This window comes from Mesorhizobium sp. B2-3-14, from assembly GCF_006442175.1.
GTDB lineage: Bacteria > Pseudomonadota > Alphaproteobacteria > Rhizobiales > Rhizobiaceae > Mesorhizobium > Mesorhizobium australicum.
The window spans coordinates 314469-338696 of sequence record NZ_VFVP01000004.1; the positions used below are offsets into that span (position 1 = coordinate 314469).

Annotated in this window: 25 protein-coding genes; 12 read left to right on the top strand and 13 right to left on the bottom strand. The window is 62.8% G+C overall.

All coding sequences use genetic code 11. From position 1 onward, the window contains the following. Nucleotides 1-127: 127 nt before the first annotated feature. Genes FJ950_RS13265 through hutI form a run of 5 tightly spaced genes read right to left on the bottom strand, consistent with a single transcriptional unit; the run spans nt 128 to nt 6007 of the window. Nucleotides 128-706 carry a HutD family protein gene (locus tag FJ950_RS13265; protein ID WP_140617103.1) on the bottom strand — a complete coding sequence of 193 codons (579 nt, stop codon included), beginning with the start codon at nt 704-706 and terminating at the stop codon, nt 128-130. Between the two features lie 10 nt (nt 707-716). After that, complete coding sequence (hutU, locus tag FJ950_RS13270) at nt 717-2390, bottom strand: urocanate hydratase (RefSeq protein ID WP_181171199.1); 1674 nt, start codon at nt 2388-2390, stop codon at nt 717-719. A 25-nt stretch (nt 2391-2415) separates the two neighbouring features. Further along, entirely contained in the window at nt 2416-3234 is an 819-nt protein-coding gene (gene hutG / locus FJ950_RS13275; RefSeq protein WP_015318307.1) for an N-formylglutamate deformylase, read from the bottom strand. Next, entirely contained in the window at nt 3234-4775 is a 1542-nt protein-coding gene (gene hutH, locus FJ950_RS13280; protein ID WP_140617105.1) for a histidine ammonia-lyase, read from the bottom strand. The genes hutG and hutH overlap by 1 nt, the downstream gene beginning before the upstream one ends. Further along, nucleotides 4772-6007, bottom strand: a complete 1236-nt coding sequence (gene hutI / locus FJ950_RS13285; RefSeq protein WP_140617106.1) for an imidazolonepropionase — start codon at nt 6005-6007, stop codon at nt 4772-4774. Before hutI ends, hutH begins: the two co-directional genes overlap by 4 nt. Nucleotides 6008-6105: 98 nt before the next feature. Between hutI and FJ950_RS13290 the strand changes: the two genes are divergently transcribed. Both FJ950_RS13290 and hutC read left to right on the top strand, forming a co-directional pair. After that, entirely contained in the window at nt 6106-7461 is a 1356-nt protein-coding gene (locus tag FJ950_RS13290) for a formimidoylglutamate deiminase (RefSeq protein WP_015318310.1), read from the top strand. A 5-nt stretch (nt 7462-7466) separates the two neighbouring features. Beyond that, nucleotides 7467-8213 carry a histidine utilization repressor gene (hutC, locus tag FJ950_RS13295; RefSeq protein ID WP_181171201.1) on the top strand — a complete coding sequence of 249 codons (747 nt, stop codon included), beginning with the start codon at nt 7467-7469 and terminating at the stop codon, nt 8211-8213. Between the two features lie 41 nt (nt 8214-8254). Here hutC and FJ950_RS13300 read toward each other — a convergent pair whose 3' ends face one another. Beyond that, on the bottom strand, nt 8255-8599 hold the full coding sequence (locus tag FJ950_RS13300; RefSeq protein ID WP_023773346.1) for a RidA family protein: 345 nt from the start codon (nt 8597-8599) through the stop codon (nt 8255-8257). A 220-nt stretch (nt 8600-8819) separates the two neighbouring features. On the opposite strand from FJ950_RS13300, the gene aztA reads away from it, so the two are divergent. The 4 genes from aztA to FJ950_RS13320 all read left to right on the top strand — a co-directional run bounded on the left by aztA (nt 8820) and on the right by FJ950_RS13320 (nt 11962). Next, on the top strand, nt 8820-9632 hold the full coding sequence (gene aztA / locus FJ950_RS13305) for a zinc ABC transporter ATP-binding protein AztA (RefSeq protein WP_015318313.1): 813 nt from the start codon (nt 8820-8822) through the stop codon (nt 9630-9632). After that, a complete protein-coding gene (gene aztB, locus FJ950_RS13310; protein ID WP_015318314.1) occupies nt 9632-10507 on the top strand; it encodes a zinc ABC transporter permease AztB in 876 nt (291 codons plus the stop codon). Before aztA ends, aztB begins: the two co-directional genes overlap by 1 nt. A gap of 31 nt (nt 10508-10538) precedes the next feature. Beyond that, the gene (gene aztC / locus FJ950_RS13315; RefSeq protein WP_015318315.1) at nt 10539-11474 is read left to right on the top strand and encodes a zinc ABC transporter substrate-binding protein AztC; all 936 of its coding nucleotides are present in this window, start codon (nt 10539-10541) and stop codon (nt 11472-11474) included. A 149-nt stretch (nt 11475-11623) separates the two neighbouring features. Continuing rightward, a complete protein-coding gene (locus FJ950_RS13320; protein WP_015318316.1) occupies nt 11624-11962 on the top strand; it encodes a TIGR01244 family sulfur transferase in 339 nt (112 codons plus the stop codon). Here the strand turns inward: FJ950_RS13320 and FJ950_RS13325 are convergent. Further along, nucleotides 11959-12426, bottom strand: a complete 468-nt coding sequence (locus FJ950_RS13325) for an Lrp/AsnC family transcriptional regulator (RefSeq protein ID WP_041163864.1) — start codon at nt 12424-12426, stop codon at nt 11959-11961. The two genes, FJ950_RS13320 and FJ950_RS13325, sit on opposite strands and share 4 nt — an antisense overlap. A 135-nt stretch (nt 12427-12561) precedes the next feature. On the opposite strand from FJ950_RS13325, the gene hppD reads away from it, so the two are divergent. The 3 genes from hppD to FJ950_RS13340 all read left to right on the top strand — a co-directional run bounded on the left by hppD (nt 12562) and on the right by FJ950_RS13340 (nt 14339). Then, nucleotides 12562-13674, top strand: a complete 1113-nt coding sequence (hppD, locus tag FJ950_RS13330) for a 4-hydroxyphenylpyruvate dioxygenase (protein ID WP_015318318.1) — start codon at nt 12562-12564, stop codon at nt 13672-13674. Nucleotides 13675-13740: 66 nt separating this feature from the next. Further along, the gene (locus FJ950_RS13335) at nt 13741-13965 is read left to right on the top strand and encodes a type II toxin-antitoxin system prevent-host-death family antitoxin (protein ID WP_015318319.1); all 225 of its coding nucleotides are present in this window, start codon (nt 13741-13743) and stop codon (nt 13963-13965) included. Next, nucleotides 13962-14339: a type II toxin-antitoxin system VapC family toxin gene (locus tag FJ950_RS13340; protein ID WP_015318320.1), complete on the top strand. Its 378-nt coding sequence runs from the start codon at nt 13962-13964 to the stop codon at nt 14337-14339. The genes FJ950_RS13335 and FJ950_RS13340 overlap by 4 nt, the downstream gene beginning before the upstream one ends. 4 nt (nt 14340-14343) lie before the next feature. On the opposite strand, the gene FJ950_RS13345 is transcribed toward FJ950_RS13340, so the two are convergent. Genes FJ950_RS13345 through hmgA form a run of 4 tightly spaced genes read right to left on the bottom strand, consistent with a single transcriptional unit; the run spans nt 14344 to nt 18124 of the window. Continuing rightward, on the bottom strand, nt 14344-14880 hold the full coding sequence (locus tag FJ950_RS13345) for a DinB family protein (RefSeq protein WP_015318321.1): 537 nt from the start codon (nt 14878-14880) through the stop codon (nt 14344-14346). Between the two features lie 21 nt (nt 14881-14901). After that, nucleotides 14902-15915 carry a fumarylacetoacetate hydrolase family protein gene (locus tag FJ950_RS13350; RefSeq protein WP_015318322.1) on the bottom strand — a complete coding sequence of 338 codons (1014 nt, stop codon included), beginning with the start codon at nt 15913-15915 and terminating at the stop codon, nt 14902-14904. After that, entirely contained in the window at nt 15912-16799 is an 888-nt protein-coding gene (locus tag FJ950_RS13355; protein WP_015318323.1) for an MBL fold metallo-hydrolase, read from the bottom strand. Before FJ950_RS13355 ends, FJ950_RS13350 begins: the two co-directional genes overlap by 4 nt. 11 nt (nt 16800-16810) lie before the next feature. After that, the gene (hmgA, locus tag FJ950_RS13360; RefSeq protein ID WP_140617108.1) at nt 16811-18124 is read right to left on the bottom strand and encodes a homogentisate 1,2-dioxygenase; all 1314 of its coding nucleotides are present in this window, start codon (nt 18122-18124) and stop codon (nt 16811-16813) included. An 87-nt stretch (nt 18125-18211) separates the two neighbouring features. Here hmgA and FJ950_RS13365 point away from each other — a divergent pair, with 87 nt between their 5' ends. Continuing rightward, nucleotides 18212-18649 (top strand): MarR family transcriptional regulator, encoded by a 438-nt coding sequence (locus FJ950_RS13365; RefSeq protein ID WP_181171203.1) that lies wholly within the window; start codon nt 18212-18214, stop codon nt 18647-18649. A 107-nt stretch (nt 18650-18756) separates the two neighbouring features. Here the strand turns inward: FJ950_RS13365 and tdh are convergent, their stop codons facing one another. Next, nucleotides 18757-19791: an L-threonine 3-dehydrogenase gene (tdh, locus tag FJ950_RS13370; protein ID WP_015318326.1), complete on the bottom strand. Its 1035-nt coding sequence runs from the start codon at nt 19789-19791 to the stop codon at nt 18757-18759. 52 nt (nt 19792-19843) lie between these two features. Further along, nucleotides 19844-21031 carry a glycine C-acetyltransferase gene (locus FJ950_RS13375; protein ID WP_140617110.1) on the bottom strand — a complete coding sequence of 396 codons (1188 nt, stop codon included), beginning with the start codon at nt 21029-21031 and terminating at the stop codon, nt 19844-19846. 306 nt (nt 21032-21337) lie between these two features. Between FJ950_RS13375 and FJ950_RS13380 the strand changes: the two genes are divergently transcribed. Beyond that, nucleotides 21338-23410: an EAL domain-containing protein gene (locus FJ950_RS13380; protein ID WP_140617111.1), complete on the top strand. Its 2073-nt coding sequence runs from the start codon at nt 21338-21340 to the stop codon at nt 23408-23410. Nucleotides 23411-23478: 68 nt separating this feature from the next. Further along, nucleotides 23479-24216 carry a polysaccharide deacetylase family protein gene (locus FJ950_RS13385; RefSeq protein WP_140617112.1) on the top strand — a complete coding sequence of 246 codons (738 nt, stop codon included), beginning with the start codon at nt 23479-23481 and terminating at the stop codon, nt 24214-24216. Nucleotides 24217-24228 lie beyond the last annotated feature (12 nt).

Consider the following 24228-nt stretch of genomic DNA (forward strand, 5'->3'; position numbering starts at 1 on the left):
CTCCCGTCGGGACCGATCGACGGAGAGGATTCGGGCTTTTTCGTGATGCCATCGTCAGTGTACGCTATATTTCGCCGGCATCGCGATCATGTTTGGAAACAGGCGGTAACCGTTGGCGGCAAACCCGTCAGGCGGCCCTGATTATGCGGACCACGAAAAGGGTCGCATCCGGGGCGGGCTCAACCCGCAAGATAGGCACATCCGGCCCGAGTAGCAGGGTGTCGAGCGGCTCGAGGCGGATAGGCGTGGCGCCGGCGAAAATGGCATGGCCTCTGTGGCAAAGGATGAGGGTGGAACAGGTCTCGGTCGAGATTTCCACAGGCGCCGAAACCGGCAGGCGTTCGACTTGATGCAACATGCGGCCGCGGCGGGTCATGACGTTGAGATCGGTAATCGGGCCGGCGATCAGCGCGGCACTCGTCGGCTGGTCGGCGGGAAAGGAAAAAGGCTGGGAAGCCGCTGTCATCCGCTCGGGCGGACGGCCGGCGACATTAAGCACGATCCCCTCGCCTTCCAGAACCGACAGGGTGCGGTCGATGCCGGCAAAGCTGGAGAACGGCCCGCTCGTCTCGACCCGGGCCATCGAGACGCGCCATTCGAAATCGTCGAGCCCGGCGCCAGCGGGCGAGACGGCGATCTCGGTCGTCGTACCGCCGCCGTTCTTCCACGGCATGACCCGGTAGTCGGTGGCACGCAGAATGCGCATGACGTCAGCGCTAGCCTAGAATGCCCGGCAGGTTGAGCTGGTGCTCCTTGGCGCATTCGATGGCGATGTCATAGCCGGCATCGGCGTGGCGCATGACGCCGGTCGCCGGATCGTTCCACAACACCCGTTCCAGGCGCCTTGCAGCGCCCGGCGTGCCGTCGGCGACGATGACCATGCCGGCATGCTGCGAGAAACCCATGCCGACGCCGCCGCCATGGTGCAGCGACACCCAGGTGGCGCCCGAAGCTGTGTTGAGCAACGCGTTGAGCAGCGGCCAATCGGACACGGCGTCCGAACCGTCCTTCATCGCTTCCGTCTCGCGGTTCGGCGAGGCGACCGAACCGGAATCAAGGTGATCGCGGCCGATGACGACGGGCGCCTTCAGTTCGCCCTTGGCCACCATCTCGTTGAAGGCGAGACCCAGCCGGTGCCGGTCGCCGAGGCCAACCCAGCAGATGCGCGCCGGCAACCCCTGAAAGGAAATCCGCTCGCGGGCCATGTCCAGCCAATTGTGCAGATGGGTGTTGCCGGGGGTGAGCTCGCGGACCTTGGCATCGGTCTTGTAGATGTCCTCCGGATCGCCGGAGAGTGCCGCCCAGCGGAACGGGCCGATGCCGCGGCAAAAGAGCGGACGGATATAGGCCGGCACGAAACCGGGGAAGGCAAAGGCGTTTTCAAACCCTTCGTCCTTGGCGACCTGGCGAATATTGTTGCCATAGTCGAGCGTCGGCACGCCGGCGTTCCAGAACGCCACCATCGCCTCGACATGTTCGCGCATGGAGGCGCGAGCCGCCTTCTCGACCGCCCTGGGGTCGCTGACACGCTTTTCGCGCCACTCGGCCATTGTCCAGCCCTTCGGCAGATAGCCGTTGATGGGGTCGTGCGCCGAGGTCTGATCGGTGACCATGTCGGGGCGGATGCCGCGACGGAACATTTCGGGTACGATCTCGGCAGCGTTGCCGAGCAGGCCGACGGACTTCGCCTCGCCGGCCTTGGTCCAGCGCTCGATCATTTCCATGGCTTCGTCGAGCGTCTCGGCTCTCTCGTCGACATAGCGGGTGCGCAGGCGGAAATCGATCGAGTCGGGATTGCATTCGATCGCCAGGCAGCAGGCGCCGGCCATGACGGCGGCCAACGGCTGCGCGCCGCCCATGCCGCCGAGGCCGCCGGTCAGGATCCATTTTCCCCTGAGATTGCCGCCATAATGCTGGCGGCCGGCCTCGACGAAGGTCTCGTAGGTGCCCTGCACGATGCCTTGCGTGCCGATGTAGATCCAGGAGCCGGCCGTCATCTGGCCGTACATCATCAGGCCCTTTTTATCGAGCTCGTTGAATTTCTCCCAGGTCGCCCAGTGCGGCACCAGATTGGAGTTGGCGATGAGCACGCGTGGCGCGTCCGGGTGGGTGCGAAACACGCCGACCGGCTTGCCCGACTGCACCAGCAGCGTCTCGTCCTCGCCAAGCATCTTCAGCGAAGCAACGATCTGGTCGAAATCGTTCCAGGTCCGCGCCGCCCGGCCGATGCCGCCGTAGACGACCAGTTCGTTGGGGTTTTCGGCAACGTCCGGGTCCAGGTTGTTCATCAGCATGCGCAGCGGCGCTTCGGTGGTCCAATACCTGGCATTGAGCTTGTCGCCGCGCGGGGCGCGCACTTCGCGTATGTTGTGACGGGGATTGTTCATCATTGTCCCTTTCGGACGAGGCGGCGCGTCAGTGCCCGGCCCAGTCAATGGCGGTTTGAAGAATTCGCGTCAGCGTGGCGCGGATCGGAGCGGCGAACGCGGCGTCGTAGGGCACCGGCCAATTGTCCGGCGTGCCCTTCCCCTCGGGCTCGCGCATATAGCCTCGATTGGAGAGTTCCATCTGCAGCGCGTGCACGCCCTGTAGCGGCTGGCCAAAATGGCGCGTTATCCACCCACCCTTGAAGCGTCCGTTGACGACAAAAGTCTCGCCGGTTTCGGCCATGATCTGGTTGACCATCGCCTGCAACGTCGGATCGGCGCTCTTGCCGTCATTCGTGCCGAGATTGAACACCGGCAGCGTGCCTTCGAACAGGCGTGGCAGCACCGAGCGGATCGAATGGCAGTCATAGAGGACAATCTTGCCATGCAAGGTGCGCAACCTGTCGATCTCGGCCTGCAAGGCGGCGTGATAGGGTGCAAAGAACTTCAGCCGGCGCTCGTCGATCTCCGATGGCCCCGGCTCTTCCCCGTCGCGGTAGAGCGGGTCGCCGTCAAAGGTTTCGGTCGGGCACAAGCCGGTGGTTGCCTGGCCGGGATAGAGCGAGGCGCCGGATGGATCGCGGTTGACGTCGATGACGGTGCGCGAGATCGCGGTGTGCACGACAGTGGCGCCGAGACCGGCGGCGAAATCATAGAGATTGTCGATCCACCAGTCGCAATCACGACGGCCGAGCCAAGGCGAGACCAGCCGGTTTTCGAGGCCGGCGAGGTCGATACCGGTGTGCGGGATCGACACCAACAGCGGCGCCGTGCCGCGCGTGACCGTGAGCCAGGGGCTGGCCGTCATCACGCCGCTCCGGCAATCGAGGGCAGTGCCACAGCGCTCGCGGCTTTCACAGCCGCACCGCTGCGCACCATGGCGATCGCCTTTTCCATGTCGGGATGGAAATGCCGGTCGTTATCGAGATGCGGCACCTCGGCGCGAACCAGCTTGCGCACGGCTTCCAGTGCTGCGCTCGACGCCAGCGGCTGATGGAAATCACAGCCTTGCGCGGCGGCCAGCAACTCGATGCCGATCACCGCGGTTGCATTCTCGACCATGCCGATCAGGCGGCGTGAGCCATGCGCGGCCATCGAGACGTGGTCTTCCTGGTTGGCCGAGGTCGGGATGGAATCGACGCTGGCCGGGTAGGCCTTCTGCTTGTTTTCCGAAACAAGCGCGGCCGCCGTAACCTGCGGGATCATGAAGCCGGAGTTCAGACCGGGCTTGGGCGTCAGGAAAGCGGGCATGCCTGACAGCGCTGGATCGACCAGCATGGCGATGCGGCGTTCCGATAGCGAGCCGATCTCGCAGACGGCCAGCGCGATCATGTCGGCGGCGAACGCCACCGGCTCGGCGTGGAAATTGCCGCCGGACAGAGCAGTATCATCTTCTGCGAAGATCAGCGGGTTGTCGGTGACGCCATTGGCCTCGGTTTCGAGCGTATCGGCGGCCTTGCGCAGGACATCGAGTGCGGCGCCCATCACTTGCGGCTGGCAACGCAGGCAATAGGGATCCTGCACACGCTCGTCGCCGACCCGGTGCGACTCGCGGATGGCGCTGCCGGCCATCAAATCGCGCAGTGCGTCCGCGGTCTCGATCTGGCCACGGTGCTTTCTCAGCAGATGAATGCGCGGGTCGAACGGCGCGTCGGAACCCTTTGCCGCGTCGGTCGAAAGCGCGCCGGCGACAAGCGCCGACTGGTAGAGCACCTCGGCATCGAACAAAGCGGCCAGTGCATAGGCCGTCGAAAACTGCGTGCCGTTGAGCAGCGCAAGGCCCTCCTTGGCACCCAATGTCACGGGCTCCAGCCCGTGCGAGACGAAGGCAACCTTGGCCGGGAAACGGCCATGCGGAGTAAAGCATTCGCCGACGCCGATCATCACCGCCGTCATATGCGACAGCGGGGCAAGGTCGCCGGAGGCGCCGACGGAACCTTGCGCCGGCACGACCGGGATGACGTCGTTGGCCAGCATCGCTTCAAGCAGCTCGATGGTCTGCGAGCGCACGCCGGAGGCGCCCTGCGCGAGGCTCGCAAGTTTCAGCGCCATCATCAGCCGGGCAACGGCAACGGGCATCGGCTCGCCCACGCCCGCGGCATGCGAAAGCACGATGTTGCGCTGCAGCGTCTCGAGATCGTCGGCGGGGATGCGCACGCTGGCCAGCTTGCCGAAACCAGTGTTGATGCCATAGACCGGCTCACCCTTGGCAATGATCCTGGCGACGGCCTCGGCGCTCGCCTTGATTTTCGGACGGCAGGCATCGTCCAGTTTCGGCACGGCGCCACGGTATATGGCGCGCCAGTCGGCCAGCGTCGCATTGGCGGGCTTCAGGGTCAGTTCGGTCATTGTCCTCTCCAGATGCGGGCATGCAGCGGGTTGAAGCCCATGCGGTAGACGAGTTCGGCGGGGCGCTCGATGTCCCAGATCGCCAAATCGGCGGATTTGCCTGATACCAGCGTGCCGGTCTCGCCGAGCAGCCCCAGCGCACGCGCGGCTTCGCGGGTGACGCCGGCAAGACATTCGTCGACCGTCATGCCGAACAAGGTGGCCGCCATGTTCATGGTCAGAAGCAGCGAGGTCAGCGGCGAGGTGCCGGGATTGTTGTCGGTGGCAACAGCCATTCTGACGCCATGCTGGCGAAACAGGCCGATCGGTGGCTTCTTGGTCTCGCGGATGAAGTAGTAGGCGCCGGGCAGGATCGTCGCCACGGTCCCCGCCTTGGCCATCGCCACCGCGCCTGCCTCGTCGGTATATTCGAGATGGTCGGCCGACAACGCGCCATAGCGCGCGGCAAGTTCTGCGCCATGCAGATTGGACAGCTGGTCGGCGTGAAGTTTGACGGGCAAGCCAGCCGCCTGGGCGACATCGAAAACGCGCGCCATCTGCTCCGGCGAAAAGGCGATGCCTTCACAGAACCCATCGACGGCATCGGCCAAGCCTTCCTCGACGACGCCGGGAAGGATCGTTTTGGCAACGAGATCGATGAAGGCATCCTTGTCGCCCTTGGCTTCGGGCGGCAGCGCGTGGGCTGCGAGACATGTGGTGCGAACCGTCACCGGGCGTTCATTGCCCAGCTGTCGCGCGGCGCGCAGCGATTTCTTCTCGTTTTCGAGATCGAGGCCATAGCCCGACTTTACTTCCACTGTGGTTACGCCCTCGGCAATCAGCGCATCGAGGCGCGGCAGCGTCTGGGCAACCAGGTCGCCCTCGCTGGCAGCACGCAAGGATTTGACCGACGAGACGATGCCGCCGCCGGCCCTGGCGACTTCCTCATAAGTGGCGCCGGCCAGCCGCATCTCGAATTCGTTGGCGCGGTTGCCAGCATGGATCAGATGGGTGTGGCAGTCGATCAGGCCGGGCGTAATCCAGCGGCCCTCGCAATCGATGATCTCGCCTTGGGCAAAAGCCGAGGGCATCTCGGATTGCGGACCGGCATAAATAATGCGGCCGTCGCGCGCGGCGAGCGCACCATGCTCGACGATACCCAATCCGGCAGAATTTTCAGCCATGGTCGCCAGACGCGCATTGCGCCACAGGCGAAGCCCCCCTGCGTGGTTTTTGCTGCTCTCTACGGCCATCATCTTTTCCGTTTCAATCGGTGGCGATTATGTATATACATATTGAAACGCACTGCAAGTGCCATCATCACATACGAGACCGGAAAGCGGAGAGAAAAGTGACCGATATCTTTGCGGAACAGGCGCTTCTTCCTAACGGCTGGCACGACAATGTGCGGATCACTTTTGCCAATGGGCGCATTACGGCCGTGGAGCCTGAAGCCGCCGCCTTGCCCGGTGATGAACGCCATTCCATTCTGCTGCCAGGCATGCCCAACCTGCACAGCCACGCCTTCCAGCGCGGCATGGCCGGCCTTGCCGAGTTGCGAGGCCCCTCCGCCGACAGTTTCTGGAGCTGGCGCGAGGTGATGTACCGCTTCGCGCTGTCGATGACTCCCGACCAAGTCGAGGCGGTGGCGGCGCAGCTCTATGTCGAAATGCTGGAGGCCGGTTTTTCCCGCGTCGGCGAATTTCATTATCTGCACCATGATCGGGATGGACAACCCTATGCCAACCCAGCCGAGATGGCCGAGCGCATCGCTGCCGCGGCTGGCGAAACGGGTATCGGCCTGACGCTGCTGCCGGTGTTTTACGCCCACTCCTCTTTCGGCGGCGCAGCTCCGAATGAGGGCCAGCGCCGATTCATCAACGATGTGAATCGGTTCGCCCGGCTTGTGGAGAAAAGCCGTGAATCGGTTCGCGCGCTGAATCAAGCTGTCGTCGGCGTCGCGCCGCACAGTCTGCGCGCCGCGACGCCTGAAGAGCTGATCGAAGTCACCGCCATGGCGCCAAACGGACCGATCCACATCCACATCGCCGAACAGGTCAGGGAAGTCGAGGACTGCCTTGCCTGGTCCGGCGCGCGTCCGGTCGAATTTCTGCTTGGGGCTGCCGCTGTCGACCAGCGTTGGTGCCTGATTCACGCCACCCATATGACGGATGCCGAGACCATCGGCATGGCGAAGACCGGCGCCATTGCCGGCCTTTGCCCGATCACGGAGGCCAATCTCGGCGACGGCACCTTTGCCGCGCCATTGTTCAGGGAGCATGGCGGCCGCTTCGGCATCGGCTCCGATTCCAATGTGCTGATCGGCCTGCCCGACGAATTGCGCCAGCTCGAATATTCGCAGCGCCTCGCGCACCGCGCCCGCAATGTGCTTGCGGTAGCCGGCGGCTCAACAGGCCGCGCCCTGTTCGACGCAGCGCTTGACGGCGGTGGCGTCGCCCTTGGTGCCGGCGCCTCGCAAATCGCGACTGGGGCATCCGCCGATCTCGTCTCGCTCGACGTCGGTAATCCCTCGCTGGCTGGCAAGACCGGCGACGCGATCCTCGATGCCTGGATCTTTGCCAATGGCAGCAAGGTCGATTGCGTCTGGGTGCATGGCAAGAAACAGGTCAGCGCTGGCAGACACGCCAAGCGCGGGGCTATCGCCGCACGGTTTCGCAGCGTGATGACTGCGCTTTCCGAGGGTTAACGCAGATGAGCATGGCTGAACGGACGGACATAGACGACAGCGAGACCGTCTCGCTGCATCAGCGCATCCTGTCCGATATCCGCGAAAAGATCCTGTCCGGCACCTGGGCGCCCGGCCACCGTATCCCGTTCGAACATGAGCTGACCGCCGAATACAAATGCTCACGCATGACGGTGAACAAGGCTCTGTCGCAGTTGGCCAAGGCAGGTCTGATTGAACGCCGCCGCCGGTCGGGCAGTTTTGTCCGCCAGCCGCAATCGCAGGCAGCGGTGCTGGAGCTTCACGACATCAGGATCGAGGTCGAGGCGCTCGGCCTGCCCTATCGCTACGAACGGCTGGAACGCCTGAGGCGGCGCAGCAACGTGGAGGACAGGGCGTTGCTCGGATTGTCCGCCGCGGGTTCGGTGCTGGCGGTCGAAGGCCTTCATTTTGCCGGCGAACGGCCATTCGCACTCGAGCAACGTCTGATCAATCTTTCGGCGGTCGCGGAAGCCAGGGACGAAGAGTTTCTGGAAATCGCGGCGGGTCCATGGCTGATCGGCCGCGTGCCGTGGAGCGAGGCCGAACATCGGATACGCGCCGTGGCCGCCGATGAGACTATCGCCGACGTGCTCGATATCGATCCTGGCGCGCCTTGCCTGGTCGTGGAGCGCCGCACCTGGAGCGCGGAGCACCCGGTTACACACGTGCGCTTCATCTATCCGGCGGAAAGCCACACGCTGGTGGCAAGGTTCACGCCGTCGCAGGGGTAAGCCGATCTCCCGCTTGGGGAAGATCGGCACCTACAGCCGCTTTACAGCGCAGCCGTAATAATAATCTCGACCAGATATTCGGGGCCGGCGAGCTTCGCCTCGCCGGTGGCGCGAGCGGGTGTGTGGCCCTGCGGCACCCATTTGTCCCATTCGGAATTCATCTCGGCGAAGGTGCCCATGTCGGCCAGCCAGATGATCGCCTGGACGATCTTGGTCTTGTCGGTGCCGGCCTTGGCCAGCAATTCGTCGATGGTCGCGAGGATGTCGCGGGTCTGCGCGGCGACGTTGCCGCCGGGCTCGCCGACCTGGCCGGCCAGATAGACGGTGTTGCCGTGTATGACGATCTGGCTCATGCGCGGGCCAACATCGATGCGACGAATGCTCATTGCGAGGTTCCTTCGTTTGAGGGTTGCGCTTGTTTAGAGTCGGCGTGGGCTTCGGGCAAGGCCGCCGGCGCCAAATCTCCTTGGACCAGCGCGGAAGAAACTCACGGCAAGTTGAGCCGCCGGGTCGCAAATCCACCGGATTGGCCTGTTGACTAATGTAATAACATCACATATCCAACGGCCACTATCGCGGCCAGGCTCGACTTCCCAACGGAACGATATGACCCAGACCTGCCTAACCTTCCGTGACCTGACGCTGGGCTACAACAGTCATCCCGCGATCCATCACCTCGATGGCACGATCCGCAAGGGTTCGCTGACGGCCGTGGTCGGGGCCAACGGCTCCGGAAAATCGACGCTGATGAAGGGTATTGTCGGCGTGCTGAAGCCAATGGCCGGCGAGGTCATCCGCGCGTCGGGCGTGCGGGCAGCTTATCTGCCGCAGCAGTCGGAACTCGATCGCTCCTTTCCCGCCCGCGTCGTCGATCTGGTTTCGCTTGGCCTGTGGCCGAAGCGCGGCATGCTCGGCCGCTATACCAGGGAAGATCGCGAAGCCGTCAGCCAAGCATTGATGGCCGTCGGCCTCGGCGGCTTCGAGAAGCGGCCGATCGACACGCTGTCGGGCGGCCAGTTGCAGCGCACGCTGTTTGCCCGCGTGCTGTTGCAGGATGCCGACCTGATCCTGCTCGATGAGCCCTTCAACGCGGTCGACGCCAAGACGGTCGGTGACCTCATTGCCCTGATCAAGCGCTGGCATGGCGAAGAGCGCACCATCATGGTGGTGGTCCATGATCTGGACCTGGTGCGCCAGAATTTTCCCGAAACACTGCTGCTTGCCCGCCAGCCGGTTGCCTGGGGCGATACCCGGGAGACGCTGAAGCCTGAGAACCTGCTGCGCGCGCGCCGCTTCCACGAAGCCTGGGAAGAGAACGCCCCCTGGTGCGAGCCTGACGAGCACGCTCATGGCCATGATCATGATCATCATGGCCATGATCACGACCATCACCATGGCGCCGGACCGAGGGCCGCCTGATGGACGCGCTCTACAGTCTCTTCATTGCTCCCTTCGCCGATTTCGGCTTCATGCAGCGGGCGCTGTTCGGCTCGCTGATGCTGTCGCTCGGCGCCTGCCCCATCGGCGTCTTCCTGATGCTGCGGCGCATGAGCCTGTCGGGTGACGCCATGGCGCATGCCATCCTGCCAGGGGCGGCCGCCGGCTTCCTGTTCTATGGCCTTGAAATCCTGCCGATGACCATTGGCGGCCTGATCGCCGGCGTCATCGTCGCGCTCGGTGCTGGCGCTGTCTCGCGCTTCACCATCCAGCGCGAGGACGCCTCGATGGCCGCCTTCTATCTGATTTCGCTCGCCATCGGCGTGCTGATGGTGTCGATCCGCGGCTCCAGCGTCGATCTCATGCATGTGCTGTTCGGCACGGTGCTGGCGCTCAACAACGAGGCATTGATGCTGATTGCCGGCATCGTCGCGGTGACGTTGGCCAGCCTGGCCATCTTCTGGCGGGCGCTGGTCGCCGAATGCCTCGACCCGCTGTTCCTGCGTTCGGTCAGCCGCATGGGCAGCCCGGTGCATTTCATCTTCCTCGGCCTCGTCGTGCTCAATCTCGTCGGCGGCTTCCAGGCGCTCGGCACTTTGCTATCCGTCGGATTGATGATGCTGCCGGCGGCAGCCGCGCGATTCTGGACCGCACGCGTCGAGCCGATGTGCGTGCTGGCGGTGCTGATCGGCTTTGCCTCCTGCATTGCCGGATTGCTCTTGTCCTATCATGCGTCGTTGCCCTCCGGCCCGGCCATCATCCTGTCGGCCGGTGTCGTTTATTTCGCCTCGATCCTGTTTGGCACGCGCGGCATCCTGCGCGGTCGCATCATCCATCACCGCCACAGAACGGCCTGATCCGCCTCACCCTCTAAAAGGAACCCCGCTTATGCTGAAAACGATCCGTGCCGGCCTGACATTGAGCGTTATAACATTAACTGCCTTTGGCGCATCATCGGCCTTCGCTGCGCCGCTGAAGGTGGTCGCCAGCTTTACGGTCATTGCCGACTTTGCCAAAAACGTCGGCGGCGACCGCGTCGCGATCACCACGATCGTCGGGCCGGATGGCGACGCCCATGTCTATGAGCCAAGCCCTGCCGACGCGGTCGCCATGGCGAAGGCCGACATCGTGCTGGTCAACGGCCTGCATTTCGAAGGTTTCCTGCAGCGGCTGGTCGATGCCAGCGCCACCAAGGCCTCGATCGTCACGCTGACCAAGGGTGTGACGCCGATCGACTTCAAGCCTGAATTCGCCGAAGCCGACGCGGCCGAAGGCGCCGGCACCGGCAAGACGGTCACCGATCCGCACGCCTTCCAGTCGATCGCCAATGCCAGGATCTATGTGAAGAACATCGCCGAAGCTTTCTGTGCGGCCGACAGCGACGGCTGCGTCAGCTACCAGACCAATGCCGCCGCCTACACCAAGAAGCTCGACGCGCTGGAAGGCGAAGTGAAGGCGGCGATCCAGTCGATCCCCGAGGCAAAGCGCGTCGTCATCACCTCGCATGACGCCTTCGGCTATTTCGAGCACGAATACGGCCTGACTTTCCTCGCCCCGCAAGGTATCTCGACCGATTCCGAGCCGTCGGCCGCCGATGTCGCCAAGTTGGTCGAGCAGGTCAAGCAGGACAAGGCTGCGGCCATCTTCGTCGAGAACATCACCAACACTCGCCTGATCGAGCAGATTGCCAGCGAGACCGGCATCAAGGTCGGCGGCACGCTTTACTCGGACGCGCTGTCGCAGCCCGACGGCCCCGGCTCGACCTATATCGACATGATGCACAACAACATCCGCCAGATCAAAGGCGCCATTCTCGGCAGCTGAGTTTGATCTGCGGCCAGCCGGGCCGTATCGGCCCGGTTGGATTTTCTGGCGCGCGATGTCTATTTGGCAGAGAATTCCTTCGATGCGGATTGCCGCCCCCCTCCCGGAGTGGCAAGACTGCCGTCAAAGAGATCGCGAGGATACGAGCCATGGAATACCGCCAGATCAGTGAAGACTATTCGGTCTCGGGCCAGATCCAGCCCGAGGACGTTGCCGCCATCAAGGAAGCCGGCTTCAAGAGCGTGATCTGCAACCGGCCTGATGATGAGCAGCCGGGACAGCCTTCGGCGGACACGCTCAAGGCCGCGGTCGAGGCCGCTGGCCTCGCCTTTCGCTACATTCCGGTGATCAGCGGCCAGATCACGCGAGAGAATGTCGACGACCAGGCCGAGGCGCTCGATGAGCTCGACGGCCCGGTGTTCGCCTATTGCCGCTCCGGAGCCCGCTGTACCAATCTGTACGGGCTGATCCAGCAGTCGAAGGGTTAAATCGGCAGCGCGCCGGTCTCCTTCAGCGTCTCCAGCACGATCGCCGTCTTCACATGCTGCACGGATTCGTGCGGCAGGAGCACGCCGTTGACGAATTCCGACAGTGATTTGAGGTCTGGCGTTACGACCTTCAGGATGTAATCCATCTCGCCGGTCAGTGCGTGAGCCTCCTGCACCTCGGGCAGCCGTGCCACCAATTCGCCGAAGCGGCGCGCATTGTCGCGATTGTGGGTGGCCAGTGTCACCGAGATGACGTTGACCAGCGAGAAACCGAGCTTGTCGCGGTCGAGCACCGCTCGATAGCCCTTGATGTAGCCGTCCTCCTCCAACCGTTGGCGGCGGCGCGAGCATTGCGAAGCAGAGAGGTTCACCCGCTCGGAGAGATCGTTGTTGGTGAGCCGCGCGTCGCCTTGCAAAAGCGCCATTATCTTGCGGTCGAACTGATCAATGCGCGCGTCATCCACGATTTTTGCCTTCACCATGCACGGTTCGCGCATGACATCACCATTTCAAGCGTTTGAATGCAAGCACCGTGCGTGGGCTCCGCGCTATTATGGTTTCGAACGGCTTTTCAGGCCGAGCAGCTTCCGGAGGATATCATGGGTCCTTTCCCGCACGACGCCCCGCCCGCCACGATCAGCAAAGACAACCCCGCTGGCACCGACGGTTTCGAGTTCGTCGAATTCGCGCATCCGGAGCCGCAGAAGCTGGCCGAGCTGTTCACCCGCATGGGTTATGTCGCGGTAGCCAGGCATCGCACCAAGGACATCACCGTCTGGCGCCAGGGCGACATCAACTATGTCGTCAATGCCGAGCCCGGCTCGCATGCGATGAAATTCGCCGACAAGCACGGCCCCTGTGCTGCCTCGATGGCCTGGCGGATGGTCGATGCCAAGCACGCTTTCGAGCATGCCGTCTCGAAGGGCGCCATGCCTTACGAAGGCGACGACAAGGCGCTCGACGTGCCTGCTATCGTCGGCATCGGCGGCTCGCTGCTCTATTTCATCGACAGCTATGGCAAGAAGGGCTCGGCCTACGACGCTGAATTCGAGTGGCTCGGCGAACGCGACCCCAAGCCGCAAGGCGTCGGCTTCTATTTCCTCGACCACCTGACCCACAACGTCTATCGCGGCCAGATGGACAAATGGTGGGATTTCTACCGCAATTTGTTCGGTTTCAAGCAGATCCATTTCTTCGACATCGACGGCAAGATCACGGGCCTGGTCAGCCGGGCGATCACCTCGCCCTGCGGCAAGATCCGCATTCCGCTCAACGAGTCCAAGGATGAAACCAGCCAGATCGCCGAATATCTGAAGAAGTACAATGGCGAAGGCATCCAGCACATCGCGGTGGGAACCGACGAGATCTACGCCGCCACCGACAAGCTCGCGGAGAACGGGCTGAAATTCATGCCCGGCCCGCCCGAGACCTACTACGACATGTCGTATGACCGCGTGAACGGCCATGACGAGCCGATCGAGCGGATGAAGAAGCATGGCATCCTGATCGACGGCGAAGGTGTGGTCGACGGCGGCATGACCAAGATTCTTTTGCAGATCTTTTCGAAGACCGTGATCGGGCCGATCTTCTTCGAGTTCATCCAGCGCAAGGGCGACGAAGGCTTTGGCGAAGGCAATTTCCGCGCGCTGTTCGAATCGATCGAGCAGGACCAGATCAAGCGCGGTGTGATCAAGGTTCAGGCGGCAGAGTAATTTCTCCGGCTCCGCTTGCGGCTCGACTAATTATGACCTAAATTTTGGTCATAAGAGGTCGAGCCCATGAATGTTTCCATTGCAGAAGCCAAGGCAAAACTGTCGGAACTGATCAGCCGTGCGCAAGCTGGCGAAGAGATCGTGCTTACACGTCACGGCAAGATCGCGGCTCGGCTGGTGCCACCGCTCGGCGAAAATCTCCTGCCCCGTATTGGCGCCTTAAAGGGCAAGATTTGGATAGCGGACGATTTTGACGAACTCGGTCCCGAATGGGACGAATACGTCAAATGACTGCCGGCTCCTTTCTTGCCGATACGCAAATTATCCTTTGGTCTATTAAGGACGACCCTCGACTCAGCGAGGAGCACCGGGCTGTCCTTGCATCGGACGCGACCGTTTACGCCAGCGCGGCAAGCGTTTGGGAAATCGCGATCAAGCGATCGATCGGCAAACTCGACGTTCCGGACGACCTGCCGGCGTTACTCCCGAGAATGCAATTCCAGCCGCTGACCATCACGTTTCAGCATGCGCATGTTGTCGGCCGCCTTCCCCGCCACCATGGCGATCCGTTCGACCGGCTGCTGATCGCCCAAGCGCAGGTCGAGAATCTCACCATCCTGACAGCGGACAAGCAATTTGCTCTCTATGACGTCGCGCTGGCATGACGTTTCATAATCCCAGCCGTTCGACCTCCGCTGTTCTCAACTTAACGTCATAATCGAGCAGGAACTCGTCGAGCTGCGGCGGTGCTACGGAGGTACCCGCGAGCATGGCATGCACCTGGCCCCGATGGTGGATGTCGTGCAGGAAGACGTGCGCCAGGATATCGCCGGTCTTTTCCGGGATCATGCCGTCCTCGCGCCGGTCGGTGACGACGCTGCGATCGAGATCGGCCTTCGACAGGCCATCGCAGAAGGCGATCAGCCGCCGGTCGGCCGCAAGCTGAGCCAGGTAAAGCTCGGGCGCGGCATCGAAAGGCACGAAGTCATCGTAGGCAGCCGCACCGAGGCGGCCGTCTTCGAGAAAATCGAGATAGAGATGATCGACCGCGAGGACATGGTTGAGCGTTGCCTTGATCGACGGGAAAAAGTTGGTGCGCTCGGCCTCGAATTCACCGGGCTTCAGCGCAAGCACGGCGCGATAGAGCCGGTCGTTCGACCAGAGATTGTTCTTCGCCATGCGACGCAGATGATCCAGCAGGTCCATCACTCAAACCTCTCATTGTGCCTACCGCTGGTATTTCTCGACCTTCTGCTCGATGGCGCCGAAGATCGAATGCCCTGATCTGTCCTTCATCTCGATGCGCACGGTGTCGCCGAAGCGCAGGAAAGGTGTCTTGGGCTCGCCTGACACAATGGTCTCGATCATGCGCTGTTCGGCGATGCAGGAATAACCGGCTCCGCCCGCAGAGACCGGCTTGCCCGGGCCGCCGTCGAGTTTGTTGGACACCGTACCCGAGCCGATGATGGTGCCTGACACCAGCGGCCTTGTGCGGGCGGCGTGAGCCATCAGCGCCGGAAAATCGAAGGTCATGTCGACACCGGCATCGGCGCGGCCGAACGGCTTGCCGTTGATGTCGGCAAGCAGCGGCAGATTGACCTTGCCGCCGTCCCAGGCATCGCCCAGCTCATCCGGCGTCACCGCGACCGGAGAGAAGGCGGAGGACGGTTTCGACTGGAAGAAGCCGAATCCCTTGGCCAGTTCCGGCCCGGTCAGCGCGCGCAGCGTGACATCGTTGACCAGCATGACCAGCCGGATCGCGGCGCGCGCTTCCTCGAGGCTGGCGCCCATCGGCACATCGTCGACGATGACGGCGATCTCGGCTTCCATGTCGATGCCGAAGGCCTCGTCCGCTAGACGGATCGGATCGCGCGGGGCAACGAAGGAATCCGAGCCACCCTGGTAGATCAGCGGGTCGGTCCAGAAGCTTGCCGGCATCTCGACGCCGCGCGCCTTCCGCACCAGTTCGACATGGTTCACATAGGCCGAGCCGTCGGCCCATTGATAGGCGCGCGGCAGCGGCGAATGCGCGTCATGCTCGTGAAAACGAGCCGCCGGCAACGCATTGTTCTCCAGCGATTCCGCTATGGTCGCGAGATGCGGCGAGATCCTGCGCCAGTCGTCGAGTGCGGCCTGCAGCGTGCGCGCCAGGAACGAGGCGTCGGTGTATTGCGTCAGGTCGCGCGAAACGACGACGAGTTTTCCGTCGCGTGTTCCGTCCTTCAGCGTGGCAAGCTTCATGCGGTTCCCTCTCCTGATGCGGCCTTGGCGCCGCTTAACTCCACAACAAGGCCGTCGCGAGCGATCGTCAAGTCGCCAGCCCATGTTTTCCTGACAGCGGCTATCCAGTCGACCTCGCCGATCTCGGTATCGTCGGCTGGAATGAGGTGATTGAGCACCAATCTTTTGACGCCGGCATCGCTGGCGATACGGCCTGCCTCCTCGGCAAAGCTGTGACTGGCGAGCAGATGTTCCCTGAGCCGCGCGCCATTGCCGGTTCTGGCAACCAGCCGCTCGATGCCTTCTTCCAGCATGGCTTCATGGACGAGGATAGCAGCGCCATCGGCAAAATCGGCCAGCGGCGGAAAGAAAGCAGTATCGGCCGAGAACACCACGCTGTTTCCCCCATGCTCGAAGCGCAAGGCGAAGCAATCGGTCACAGGCGGATGGTCGACGCGCAGTGCCGTCACCTTCAGTCCGCGCTGCTCGACCACATGCCCTTGGCCGAATTCGTCGACAGAAACCAACTCGCGAATATCGGGGCGGCCCTCGTCGGCGATGCGGATCTCGATGTCGAATTCCATCGCCTGACAAAAGCGCCGCCAGTAGTGGCCAAGCCCAGGCGGCCCGAACACGGTGACCGGCGTCGCCAAGCCAGCCGTCCATGCGGTGTGGATCAGCGGCCCGAGTTCCAGCACATGGTCGGAATGCAGATGCGTGATGAAGATCAGGTCGAGTGCCTTCAGGCTGACACCGGCATCGACCAGACCGCGCGTCACGCCGAGCCCGCAATCGACGACGATGGCTCGCCCGCCGATTTCGAGCAGCGTCGAGCTCGGCCACGGCCCGCCCGGCCGCAGTGCCGGACCGCCTTTCGACCCGAGCAGCACCAGCCGGTCCGGCATTGGCTTGCCGCTCAAGACCAGTCGCCCTCGGGCGTGCCATTGAACCGCTTCTTCAGGTCGGCCCAGCAATCGATGTAATTGTCCTGCCGGGTTTCGAGTTCGGCGCCGTAGCGGGTCAGCATCTGCGGAAAGCGGGTTTCGAACATGAAGGCCATGGTGTTGTCGAGCTTGACCGGTTTCAGGTCCGCGCGCGAGGCTTTTTCGAAGCCAGGCGCATCCGGGCCATGGGCCAGCATCAGATTGTGCAGGCTGATACCGCCGGGGACAAAACCTTCCTCCTTGGCGTCGTACTGGCCATGGATCAGGCCCATGAACTCGCTCATGATGTTGCGATGGTACCAGGGCGGCCGGAACGTATTTTCCGCCACCAGCCAGCGCGGCGGGAAGATGACGAAATCGATGTTGGCGGTGCCTTCCTCGCCGCTCGGCGCCGTCAGCACGGTGAAGATCGACGGATCGGGGTGATCGAACAGCAGCGCACCGACCGGCGAAAAGGTCGCCAGATCATATTTATAGGGCGCGTAGTTGCCATGCCAGGCAACGACGTCGAGCGGCGAATGGCCGATCTCGGTGGCGTGAAAATTGCCGCACCATTTCACGATCAGCCGGCACGGCGTCTCCTTCTCCTCGAACCAGGCGCAAGGCGTCTTGAAGTCGCGCGGGTTGGCCAGGCAATTGGCGCCGATCGGGCCGCGGTCAGGCAGCGTCAGCTTGGCGCCGTAATTCTCGCAGACATAGCCGCGCACTTCGGCGTCGACCAGTTCGACCTTGAAGACGAGGCCGCGCGGCAGCACGGCGATTTCACCGGGCCGAAGCTCGATGACGCCCATCTCGGTGATGAAGCGCAAGCTGCCCACCTGCGGCACGATCAGCAGCTCGCCGTCGGCGTTGAAGAAATGATCGTCGGTCATCGAGCGGTTGGCGACATAGACATGGGCAGCCATGCCGGTCTGGCCAAGCACGTCGCCGGCGGTGGTGATGGTGCGCATACCCTTGATGAAGTCGGTCGGCTCTTTCGGCATCGGCACCGGATTCCAGCGGTACTGGCCAAGCGCCAGCTCGTGGTCGCCGACATTGGGGGCGCTCTTCCACAGGGGATAACTCGCCGCCTTGAACCTGCCCGTGTGCTTGACGCTCGGCCGGATGCGATAGAGCCAGGAGCGCTCATTGGTGCCGCGCGGCGCGGTGAAGGGCGAGCCTGAAAGCTGCTCGGCATAGAGGCCGTAGGCCGGCCGCTGCGGCGAGTTGCGTCCCTGCGGCAGTGAGCCGGGCAAGGTTTCGGTTTCGAAGTCGTTGCCGAAACCCGGCATATAGGAAAAGGCCATTGCTTCCTCCCGGATTGACCAAATTGGTTTCATTTGTAACCATCGAAAATGTAACTATCAATCTTCCGTTTTTCCCGGATGCGGACAATGGACATTCTCGAACTCGAAAGCTTTCTGCCCTACCGGCTCTACCGCCTTGCAGATGCGGTCAGCCGCGAATTCTCGAAGGTCTATAAGGACCGCCATGGCCTGACCCGGCCCGAATGGCGCACGTTGTCGGGATTGGGACAGCGCGGCACGATGACCGCGACGGAACTTGGCGAGCAGTCGGCCATGCACAAGACCAAGGTCTCGCGCGCCGTGGCCGAGTTAGAACGGCGGCGCTGGCTGGTACGAACACCTGACGAGAACGACCGCCGCGTCGAGCACTTGACGCTTACCAACGCCGGGCTTGCAGCCTATCGCGAGATGGTGCCGCTGGCGCAGAGTTTCGAGCGGGAACTGCTGGCGAAACTTGGCGTGGACGAACGTGCGGCGATTATGCGTGGGGTGGCGGCGCTTGAGAGGACGTTGGAAGAGAAGTAGCGCTGAAAAAATGGGGATAGGCTGGGGGGACAGCGCCCCCCTCTGTCCGGCAGGACAGAGGGGGGCGCCTCGCGCAGACGTTTCACCGGATAGCGCTATGCGCGCCGTTACCAGTCCATCACCACCTTGCCGGAACTGCCGCTGCGCATCGCATCGAAGCCGGCCTGGAAATCGTCGATGCCGATGCGGTGCGTGATGAGCGCCGAGACGTCGAGCGGGCCCTGCACCAGGGCGATCATCTTGTACCAGGTCTCGAACATCTCGCGGCCGTAGATGCCCTTCAAGTGCAGCATCTTGAAGATGACCTTGTTCCAGTCGATCTCGAAACCAGTCGGGGCGATGCCGAGGATGGCGATCTTGCCGCCATTGTTCATGGTGTCGATCATGTCGCGGAAGGCAGGTGCGGCGCCCGACATCTCCAACCCGACATCGAAACCTTCAGTCATGCCGAGTGCTGGCATGACGTCGCGCAGCTTCTCCTGCGAAGCGTCGACGACATGCTGGACGCCGAGTTTCTTCGCCAGCGCCAGGCGCACCGGGTTGATGTCGGTGATGACAACCTTGCGTGCGCCGACGCACTGCGCCACCAGCGCGCCCATGATGCCGATCGGTCCGGCGCCGGTGACCAGCACATCCTCGCCGACCAGATCGAAGGACAACGCCGTGTGGACCGCATTGCCCAGGGGATCGAAGATCGCGGCAATCTCGTCCGGCACGTCGTCGGGGATCGGCACCACATTGTGCTGGGGAATGGCCAGGTACTCGCCGAAGGCGCCGGGACGGTTGACGCCGACGCCGAGCGTGTTACGGCACAGATGTCCCCTGCCCGCGCGGCAGTTGCGGCAATGGCCGCAGACGATGTGTCCCTCGCCCGACACCCGCTGGCCGACCTTGTATTCGGTGACCGCGGCACCAAAGTCGGCGACCGTGCCGACGAATTCGTGGCCGGTCACCATCGGCACAGGAACCGTCTTTTGCGCCCACTGGTCCCAGTTGTAGATGTGGACATCGGTGCCGCAGATTGCGGTCTTCTTGATCTTGATCAGCACATCGTTGGGGCCGATCTCCGGCACCGGAACCTCTTCCATCCAGATGCCCGGTTCGGCCTTGGCCTTCACCAGTGCCTTCATCATGTTCGACATTCTCTTGTCCCTTGAATCTCTTGATCCGGAATCGCTTTTCGCTACCGGCCCTTCAGGAAATCACGCCCAATTCCCTGCCGACCGCTCCGAACGCTTCCACGGCCCGGTCGATGTCGGCGCTGGAGTGCGCCGCCGACATCTGGGTGCGGATGCGGGCTTGGCCCTTCGGCACCACAGGGAATGAGAATCCAATGACGTAGATACCACGCTTCAGCATGCGCGCCGCCATCTCCTGCGCCAATGTGGCATCGCCCAGCATCACCGGGATAATCGGATGGTCGGCCCCGGCCAGCGTGAAGCCAAGCTTGCCCATCTGGGACCTGAACCGCGCCGCATTGGCATATAGGCGCTCGCGCAATCCGTCGCCATTGCGGATCAGCTCGAACACCTTGATCGAGGCGCCGGCGATCGCCGGCATCAGCGTGTTGGAGAAGAGATAAGGCCGCGAGCGCTGGCGCAGCCAGTCGACCACCTGCTTCTTGCCCGAGGTGTAGCCGCCGGAAGCGCCGCCGAGCGCCTTGCCGAGCGTGCCGGTGATGATGTCAACCCTGCCCTCGACACCGCAATGCTCGGGCGAACCGCGCCCATTGCCGCCGACGAAGCCGACCGCATGGCTGTCATCCACCATGACCATGGCGTCGTATTTCTCGGCCAGGTCGCAGACGCCTGAGAGATTGGCGATGATGCCGTCCATGGAAAACACACCGTCGGTGGCGATCAGCCGGAAGCGGCAATCCTTGGCTTCCTTCAATCGCGCCTCGAGATCGGCCATGTCATTGTTGGCGTAGCGAAAGCGTTTGGCCTTCGACAGCCTGACGCCGTCGATGATCGAGGCGTGGTTCAGCGCATCCGAGATGATTGCGTCTTCCTCGCCAAGCAGCGTCTCGAACAGGCCGCCATTGGCGTCGAAGCAGGAGCCGTAGAGGATGGTGTCCTCCAAGCCGAGGAAAGAGGAGATCGTCGTCTCGAGCTGCTTGTGTTCTTCCTGCGTCCCGCAGATGAAGCGCACCGAGGCCATGCCGTAGCCGTAGCGGTCGAGCGCCTGCGTGGCCGCCGCGCGCAGTTCCGCGCTGTCGGCAAGGCCGAGATAGTTGTTGGCGCAGAAGTTCAGCACTTTCTCGCCGCCGACCTCGATCTCAGCCGACTGCATCGAGGAAATCACCCGCTCGGACTTGTAGAGCCCGGCGGATTTCAACCCGGCAAGCTCGCTGTCGATATGGGAGAGAAATGCTGCGGTCATGATCGGGCCCCGTTTGACTTCGGCAGACTGTCGTCCCGCCCGCACAAAAAATCCATCGCAAAAGCGACCGGATCAGGTGGCCGGGCAGCATCAGCTGGGACGTTCCGACATTGCCCAGGTGGCCACCCGGAAATGCATGGGCCGACGAATGCTCAAATGCGGGCCGGCCGCGAAAGAACCCGATAACCATTTCGTGATCTTTCCGCCTCTCGTCCGCGCCGGCCGGCCGTCGATTTCCAGTCCTGTTAACATTTGCAGTTCAATGGTGCTCGCATAAATCCGTTGGCGAGAGGACCGCCCCCGAACATGTCTCAGCAGCCGGTGCAAACCGTTTCAGGCAAGCTCATACTGCTGATCAAGGCTGGCTACTGGCTGGCGCTGCTGATCATTGCCGCCATGGTCGCGGCCTCCTTCGTCCTGCTGCAGCAGACGATGGCCACGCAGCAGCACAACAACACCTTGCTCGACATCGTCGGTACGCAGAAGACGCTGTCGCAGCGCATCGTCTTCCTGGCCAACGCAACGGGCGCCGCCTCGCGCGACAAGCAGCCGGCGCTGGTCAGCGCGCTGAAGCAGGCCACGGCGGAGTTCGAGACGAACTACGATCTGCTGCTCAAGCAGACGGGCGCGGATCCGCAATCGCCGGCCAAGCTCGATGCGAAGTCGATCCAGAGCGTGCTTTTCGCCAAGCCCTTTCATCTGGACTATTTCTCGGTTGGCCTGATCGCCAATGGCGACCGGCTGGTCTCCGCACTGGAATCGCAGCTCAACCTCGGCGGCAATGGCGGCTACAAGGGCGGCGCCGAACGCGTCAATCTCGATGCCTCGGTCGCCAATGCCACGCTGTCGGGCTATGCCGCGCTCGGCCAGCGCATCAGCGCCGATGCCGACGAGCGCTCCGAAAAGCTGCTCTCCCTCCACCGCACGCTGTTCTACGCCACACTCGGCGTCATCCTGCTGGTGGCGCTGTTCATCTTCAGGCCGATGTCCAACGCGATCCTGCGCAAGACGCGTGAGTTGGTCGACGCGCGCAATTCGATGGCCTTCATCGCGGTGCATGACGGCCTGACCGGCCTGCACAACCGCACCTTCCTCACCGACCATTTCGAGACGCTGATCAAGGGCGCGCATCGCCGGCGTGAGCGCCTGGCCGTAGTCCAGCTCGACCTCGATCGCTTCAAGCAGATCAACGATACGCTGGGCCACGCCGCCGGCGACTATGTCCTGGTCGTGACGGCACAGCGCATGCGCGATTCCTGCCGCGCGTCGGATCTGTGCGCGCGGCTCGGCGGCGACGAATTCGTGATGATCCTCAACGGAGCCGGCAGCACCGAGGACATCAACATGCTGGCACGGCGCATCCTGGTGCATATCAATGAGCCGATCGTGTTCCAGGGCACCACCATTCTTCCGGGCGCCAGCGGCGGCATCGCGGTCTATCCAATCGATGCCGACAACGCGCAGGACCTGCTCGTCCATGCCGATCTGGCGCTCTACTCCGCCAAGAAAATGGGGGGCGGCAACTTCTCGTTCTTCTCGGAGGAACTGCGCCGCGAACTCGACTACCGCAAGCAGCTCGAACATGACATCAAGGTCGCCATTTCCGAAAAGGCGTTCCAGGTCTATTTCCAGCCGCAGGTCTCGCTGACCGACGGCACCATCAGCGGCATCGAAGCGCTCGTGCGCTGGAATCATCCCGAGCGCGGCATGATCTCGCCGGGCGAATTCATCCCGGTCGCCGAGAAATGCGGCTTCATGCCGGAGATCGGCCGCATCGTGATCAGCAAGGCGATCAACGAGGCCGCCGAGTGGAACCGTGCCGGGATTGCCTTCGGCCGGCTTGCGGTCAATGTCTCGGGTACCGAGTTGCGCGAGCATGATTTCGATGCGTTTTTGTTCGATACGCTGGAGAAAGCCGGACTGCCCCCGCAGAAACTGTCGCTGGAAATCGTCGAATCCGTCATTCTGGACGACGAGAAGACTGGCATCGCGGCGAAGCTGCGTCATATCAGGGCGGCCGGCGTGCATCTGGAACTCGATGATTTCGGCACCGGCTATGCTTCGCTCAGCCACGTCAATCCCAACGAGATCGACAGGCTCAAGATCGACCGTCGCTTCGTGCAAAACATCCACGAGAATGGCGACAACTCCAAGATCGTGCGCGCCATCACTGAACTTGCCCGGGGGCTGGGCATCTCCATCGTCGCCGAGGGTGCCGAAACCGAGGCCGAGCTCGACTCGCTGATGGCGATCGGCTGCGACCAGGTGCAGGGCTATTCCATCGCCTTCCCGATGCCGCATGACAAGGCGCTCGAATGGCTGACCGCCCGTATGCCGAAGAAAGCCAGGCTGACGGTATTGCAGGGAAGCCTGGCGTAACCCGGCCAGCCTTGACAAGCAGCCGCGGAAATGGCGGCCTGTCCTGATCGCGAGGGGATAGCGGCCCCATGACATTCTTTCGGCTTGCCCTGGCAGCCATGTTGATGTCGGCGTTGCCTGCCCATGGCGCGGATCGCACCATCTATCTCACCTTCGACGACGGTCCGCTGAACGGTACAAGCAACATCCTCGACGTCTTGGAGGCCGCGCAGGTTCCGGCAACGCTGTTCATGGTCGGTATGCATGCCGAGGCCAGTGCGTCCAACAAGACGTTGGTGCGGCGCGCCAAGGCTATGCCGCTGGTGACGATCGGCAACCACAGCTACAGTCACGCCTACAATCACTACCGGCATTTTTATGGCGATACGGAAGGCGTGGTCGCAGACATGCTCAGGGCCAATGCCGTGCTGGGCCTGAAACCGGCTGTGCACGCCCGCTTGCCGGGGCGCGATGTGTTCCGGCTGCCTTCGATGTCGAAGAACGACAATTCGCTTGGGCAGGCGCAAGCCGGCCGTGAGGATCCCGACTATGAGTTCGTCGCCGCTTCCGGCTTTTATCTCTATGGCTGGGACCACGAGTGGGTGCACAAGGACAGCGGCGAGCCGGTCCAGAGCGTCGACCGTCTGGTCAGCGAGATCGATCACTTGTTCGGCTATGGCCATTTCGCCAAACCCGGCAAGTTGATCCTGCTCATGCACGACGAGATGTTTCAGGACGGTTTTGACGGCAAGACCAAATTGACCAGCCTGATCACTGCGCTGAAACTACGCCACTATGCGTTTGGAACAATCCAGAGCTATGACTGAGCCATCAGGCCG

Coding starts and splice junctions, on each gene's coding strand:
- FJ950_RS13340 (WP_015318320.1), top strand. CDS start 13,962: ATGACTGCCGGCTCCTTTCTTGCCGATACGCAAATTATCCTTTGGTCT.
- aztA (WP_015318313.1), top strand. CDS start 8,820: ATGACCCAGACCTGCCTAACCTTCCGTGACCTGACGCTGGGCTACAAC.
- hmgA (WP_140617108.1), bottom strand. CDS start 18,124: ATGGCCTTTTCCTATATGCCGGGTTTCGGCAACGACTTCGAAACCGAA.
- hutU (WP_181171199.1), bottom strand. CDS start 2,390: ATGATGAACAATCCCCGTCACAACATACGCGAAGTGCGCGCCCCGCGC.
- hutI (WP_140617106.1), bottom strand. CDS start 6,007: ATGGCCGTAGAGAGCAGCAAAAACCACGCAGGGGGGCTTCGCCTGTGG.
- FJ950_RS13385 (WP_140617112.1), top strand. CDS start 23,479: ATGACATTCTTTCGGCTTGCCCTGGCAGCCATGTTGATGTCGGCGTTG.
- FJ950_RS13365 (WP_181171203.1), top strand. CDS start 18,212: ATGGACATTCTCGAACTCGAAAGCTTTCTGCCCTACCGGCTCTACCGC.
- aztB (WP_015318314.1), top strand. CDS start 9,632: ATGGACGCGCTCTACAGTCTCTTCATTGCTCCCTTCGCCGATTTCGGC.
- FJ950_RS13320 (WP_015318316.1), top strand. CDS start 11,624: ATGGAATACCGCCAGATCAGTGAAGACTATTCGGTCTCGGGCCAGATC.
- hppD (WP_015318318.1), top strand. CDS start 12,562: ATGGGTCCTTTCCCGCACGACGCCCCGCCCGCCACGATCAGCAAAGAC.
- FJ950_RS13380 (WP_140617111.1), top strand. CDS start 21,338: ATGTCTCAGCAGCCGGTGCAAACCGTTTCAGGCAAGCTCATACTGCTG.
- FJ950_RS13335 (WP_015318319.1), top strand. CDS start 13,741: ATGAATGTTTCCATTGCAGAAGCCAAGGCAAAACTGTCGGAACTGATC.
- FJ950_RS13355 (WP_015318323.1), bottom strand. CDS start 16,799: ATGCCGGACCGGCTGGTGCTGCTCGGGTCGAAAGGCGGTCCGGCACTG.
- tdh (WP_015318326.1), bottom strand. CDS start 19,791: ATGTCGAACATGATGAAGGCACTGGTGAAGGCCAAGGCCGAACCGGGC.
- FJ950_RS13345 (WP_015318321.1), bottom strand. CDS start 14,880: ATGGACCTGCTGGATCATCTGCGTCGCATGGCGAAGAACAATCTCTGG.
- hutH (WP_140617105.1), bottom strand. CDS start 4,775: ATGACCGAACTGACCCTGAAGCCCGCCAATGCGACGCTGGCCGACTGG.
- FJ950_RS13300 (WP_023773346.1), bottom strand. CDS start 8,599: ATGAGCATTCGTCGCATCGATGTTGGCCCGCGCATGAGCCAGATCGTC.
- FJ950_RS13350 (WP_015318322.1), bottom strand. CDS start 15,915: ATGAAGCTTGCCACGCTGAAGGACGGAACACGCGACGGAAAACTCGTC.
- hutC (WP_181171201.1), top strand. CDS start 7,467: ATGAGCATGGCTGAACGGACGGACATAGACGACAGCGAGACCGTCTCG.
- hutG (WP_015318307.1), bottom strand. CDS start 3,234: ATGACGGCCAGCCCCTGGCTCACGGTCACGCGCGGCACGGCGCCGCTG.
- aztC (WP_015318315.1), top strand. CDS start 10,539: ATGCTGAAAACGATCCGTGCCGGCCTGACATTGAGCGTTATAACATTA.
- FJ950_RS13265 (WP_140617103.1), bottom strand. CDS start 706: ATGCGCATTCTGCGTGCCACCGACTACCGGGTCATGCCGTGGAAGAAC.
- FJ950_RS13375 (WP_140617110.1), bottom strand. CDS start 21,031: ATGACCGCAGCATTTCTCTCCCATATCGACAGCGAGCTTGCCGGGTTG.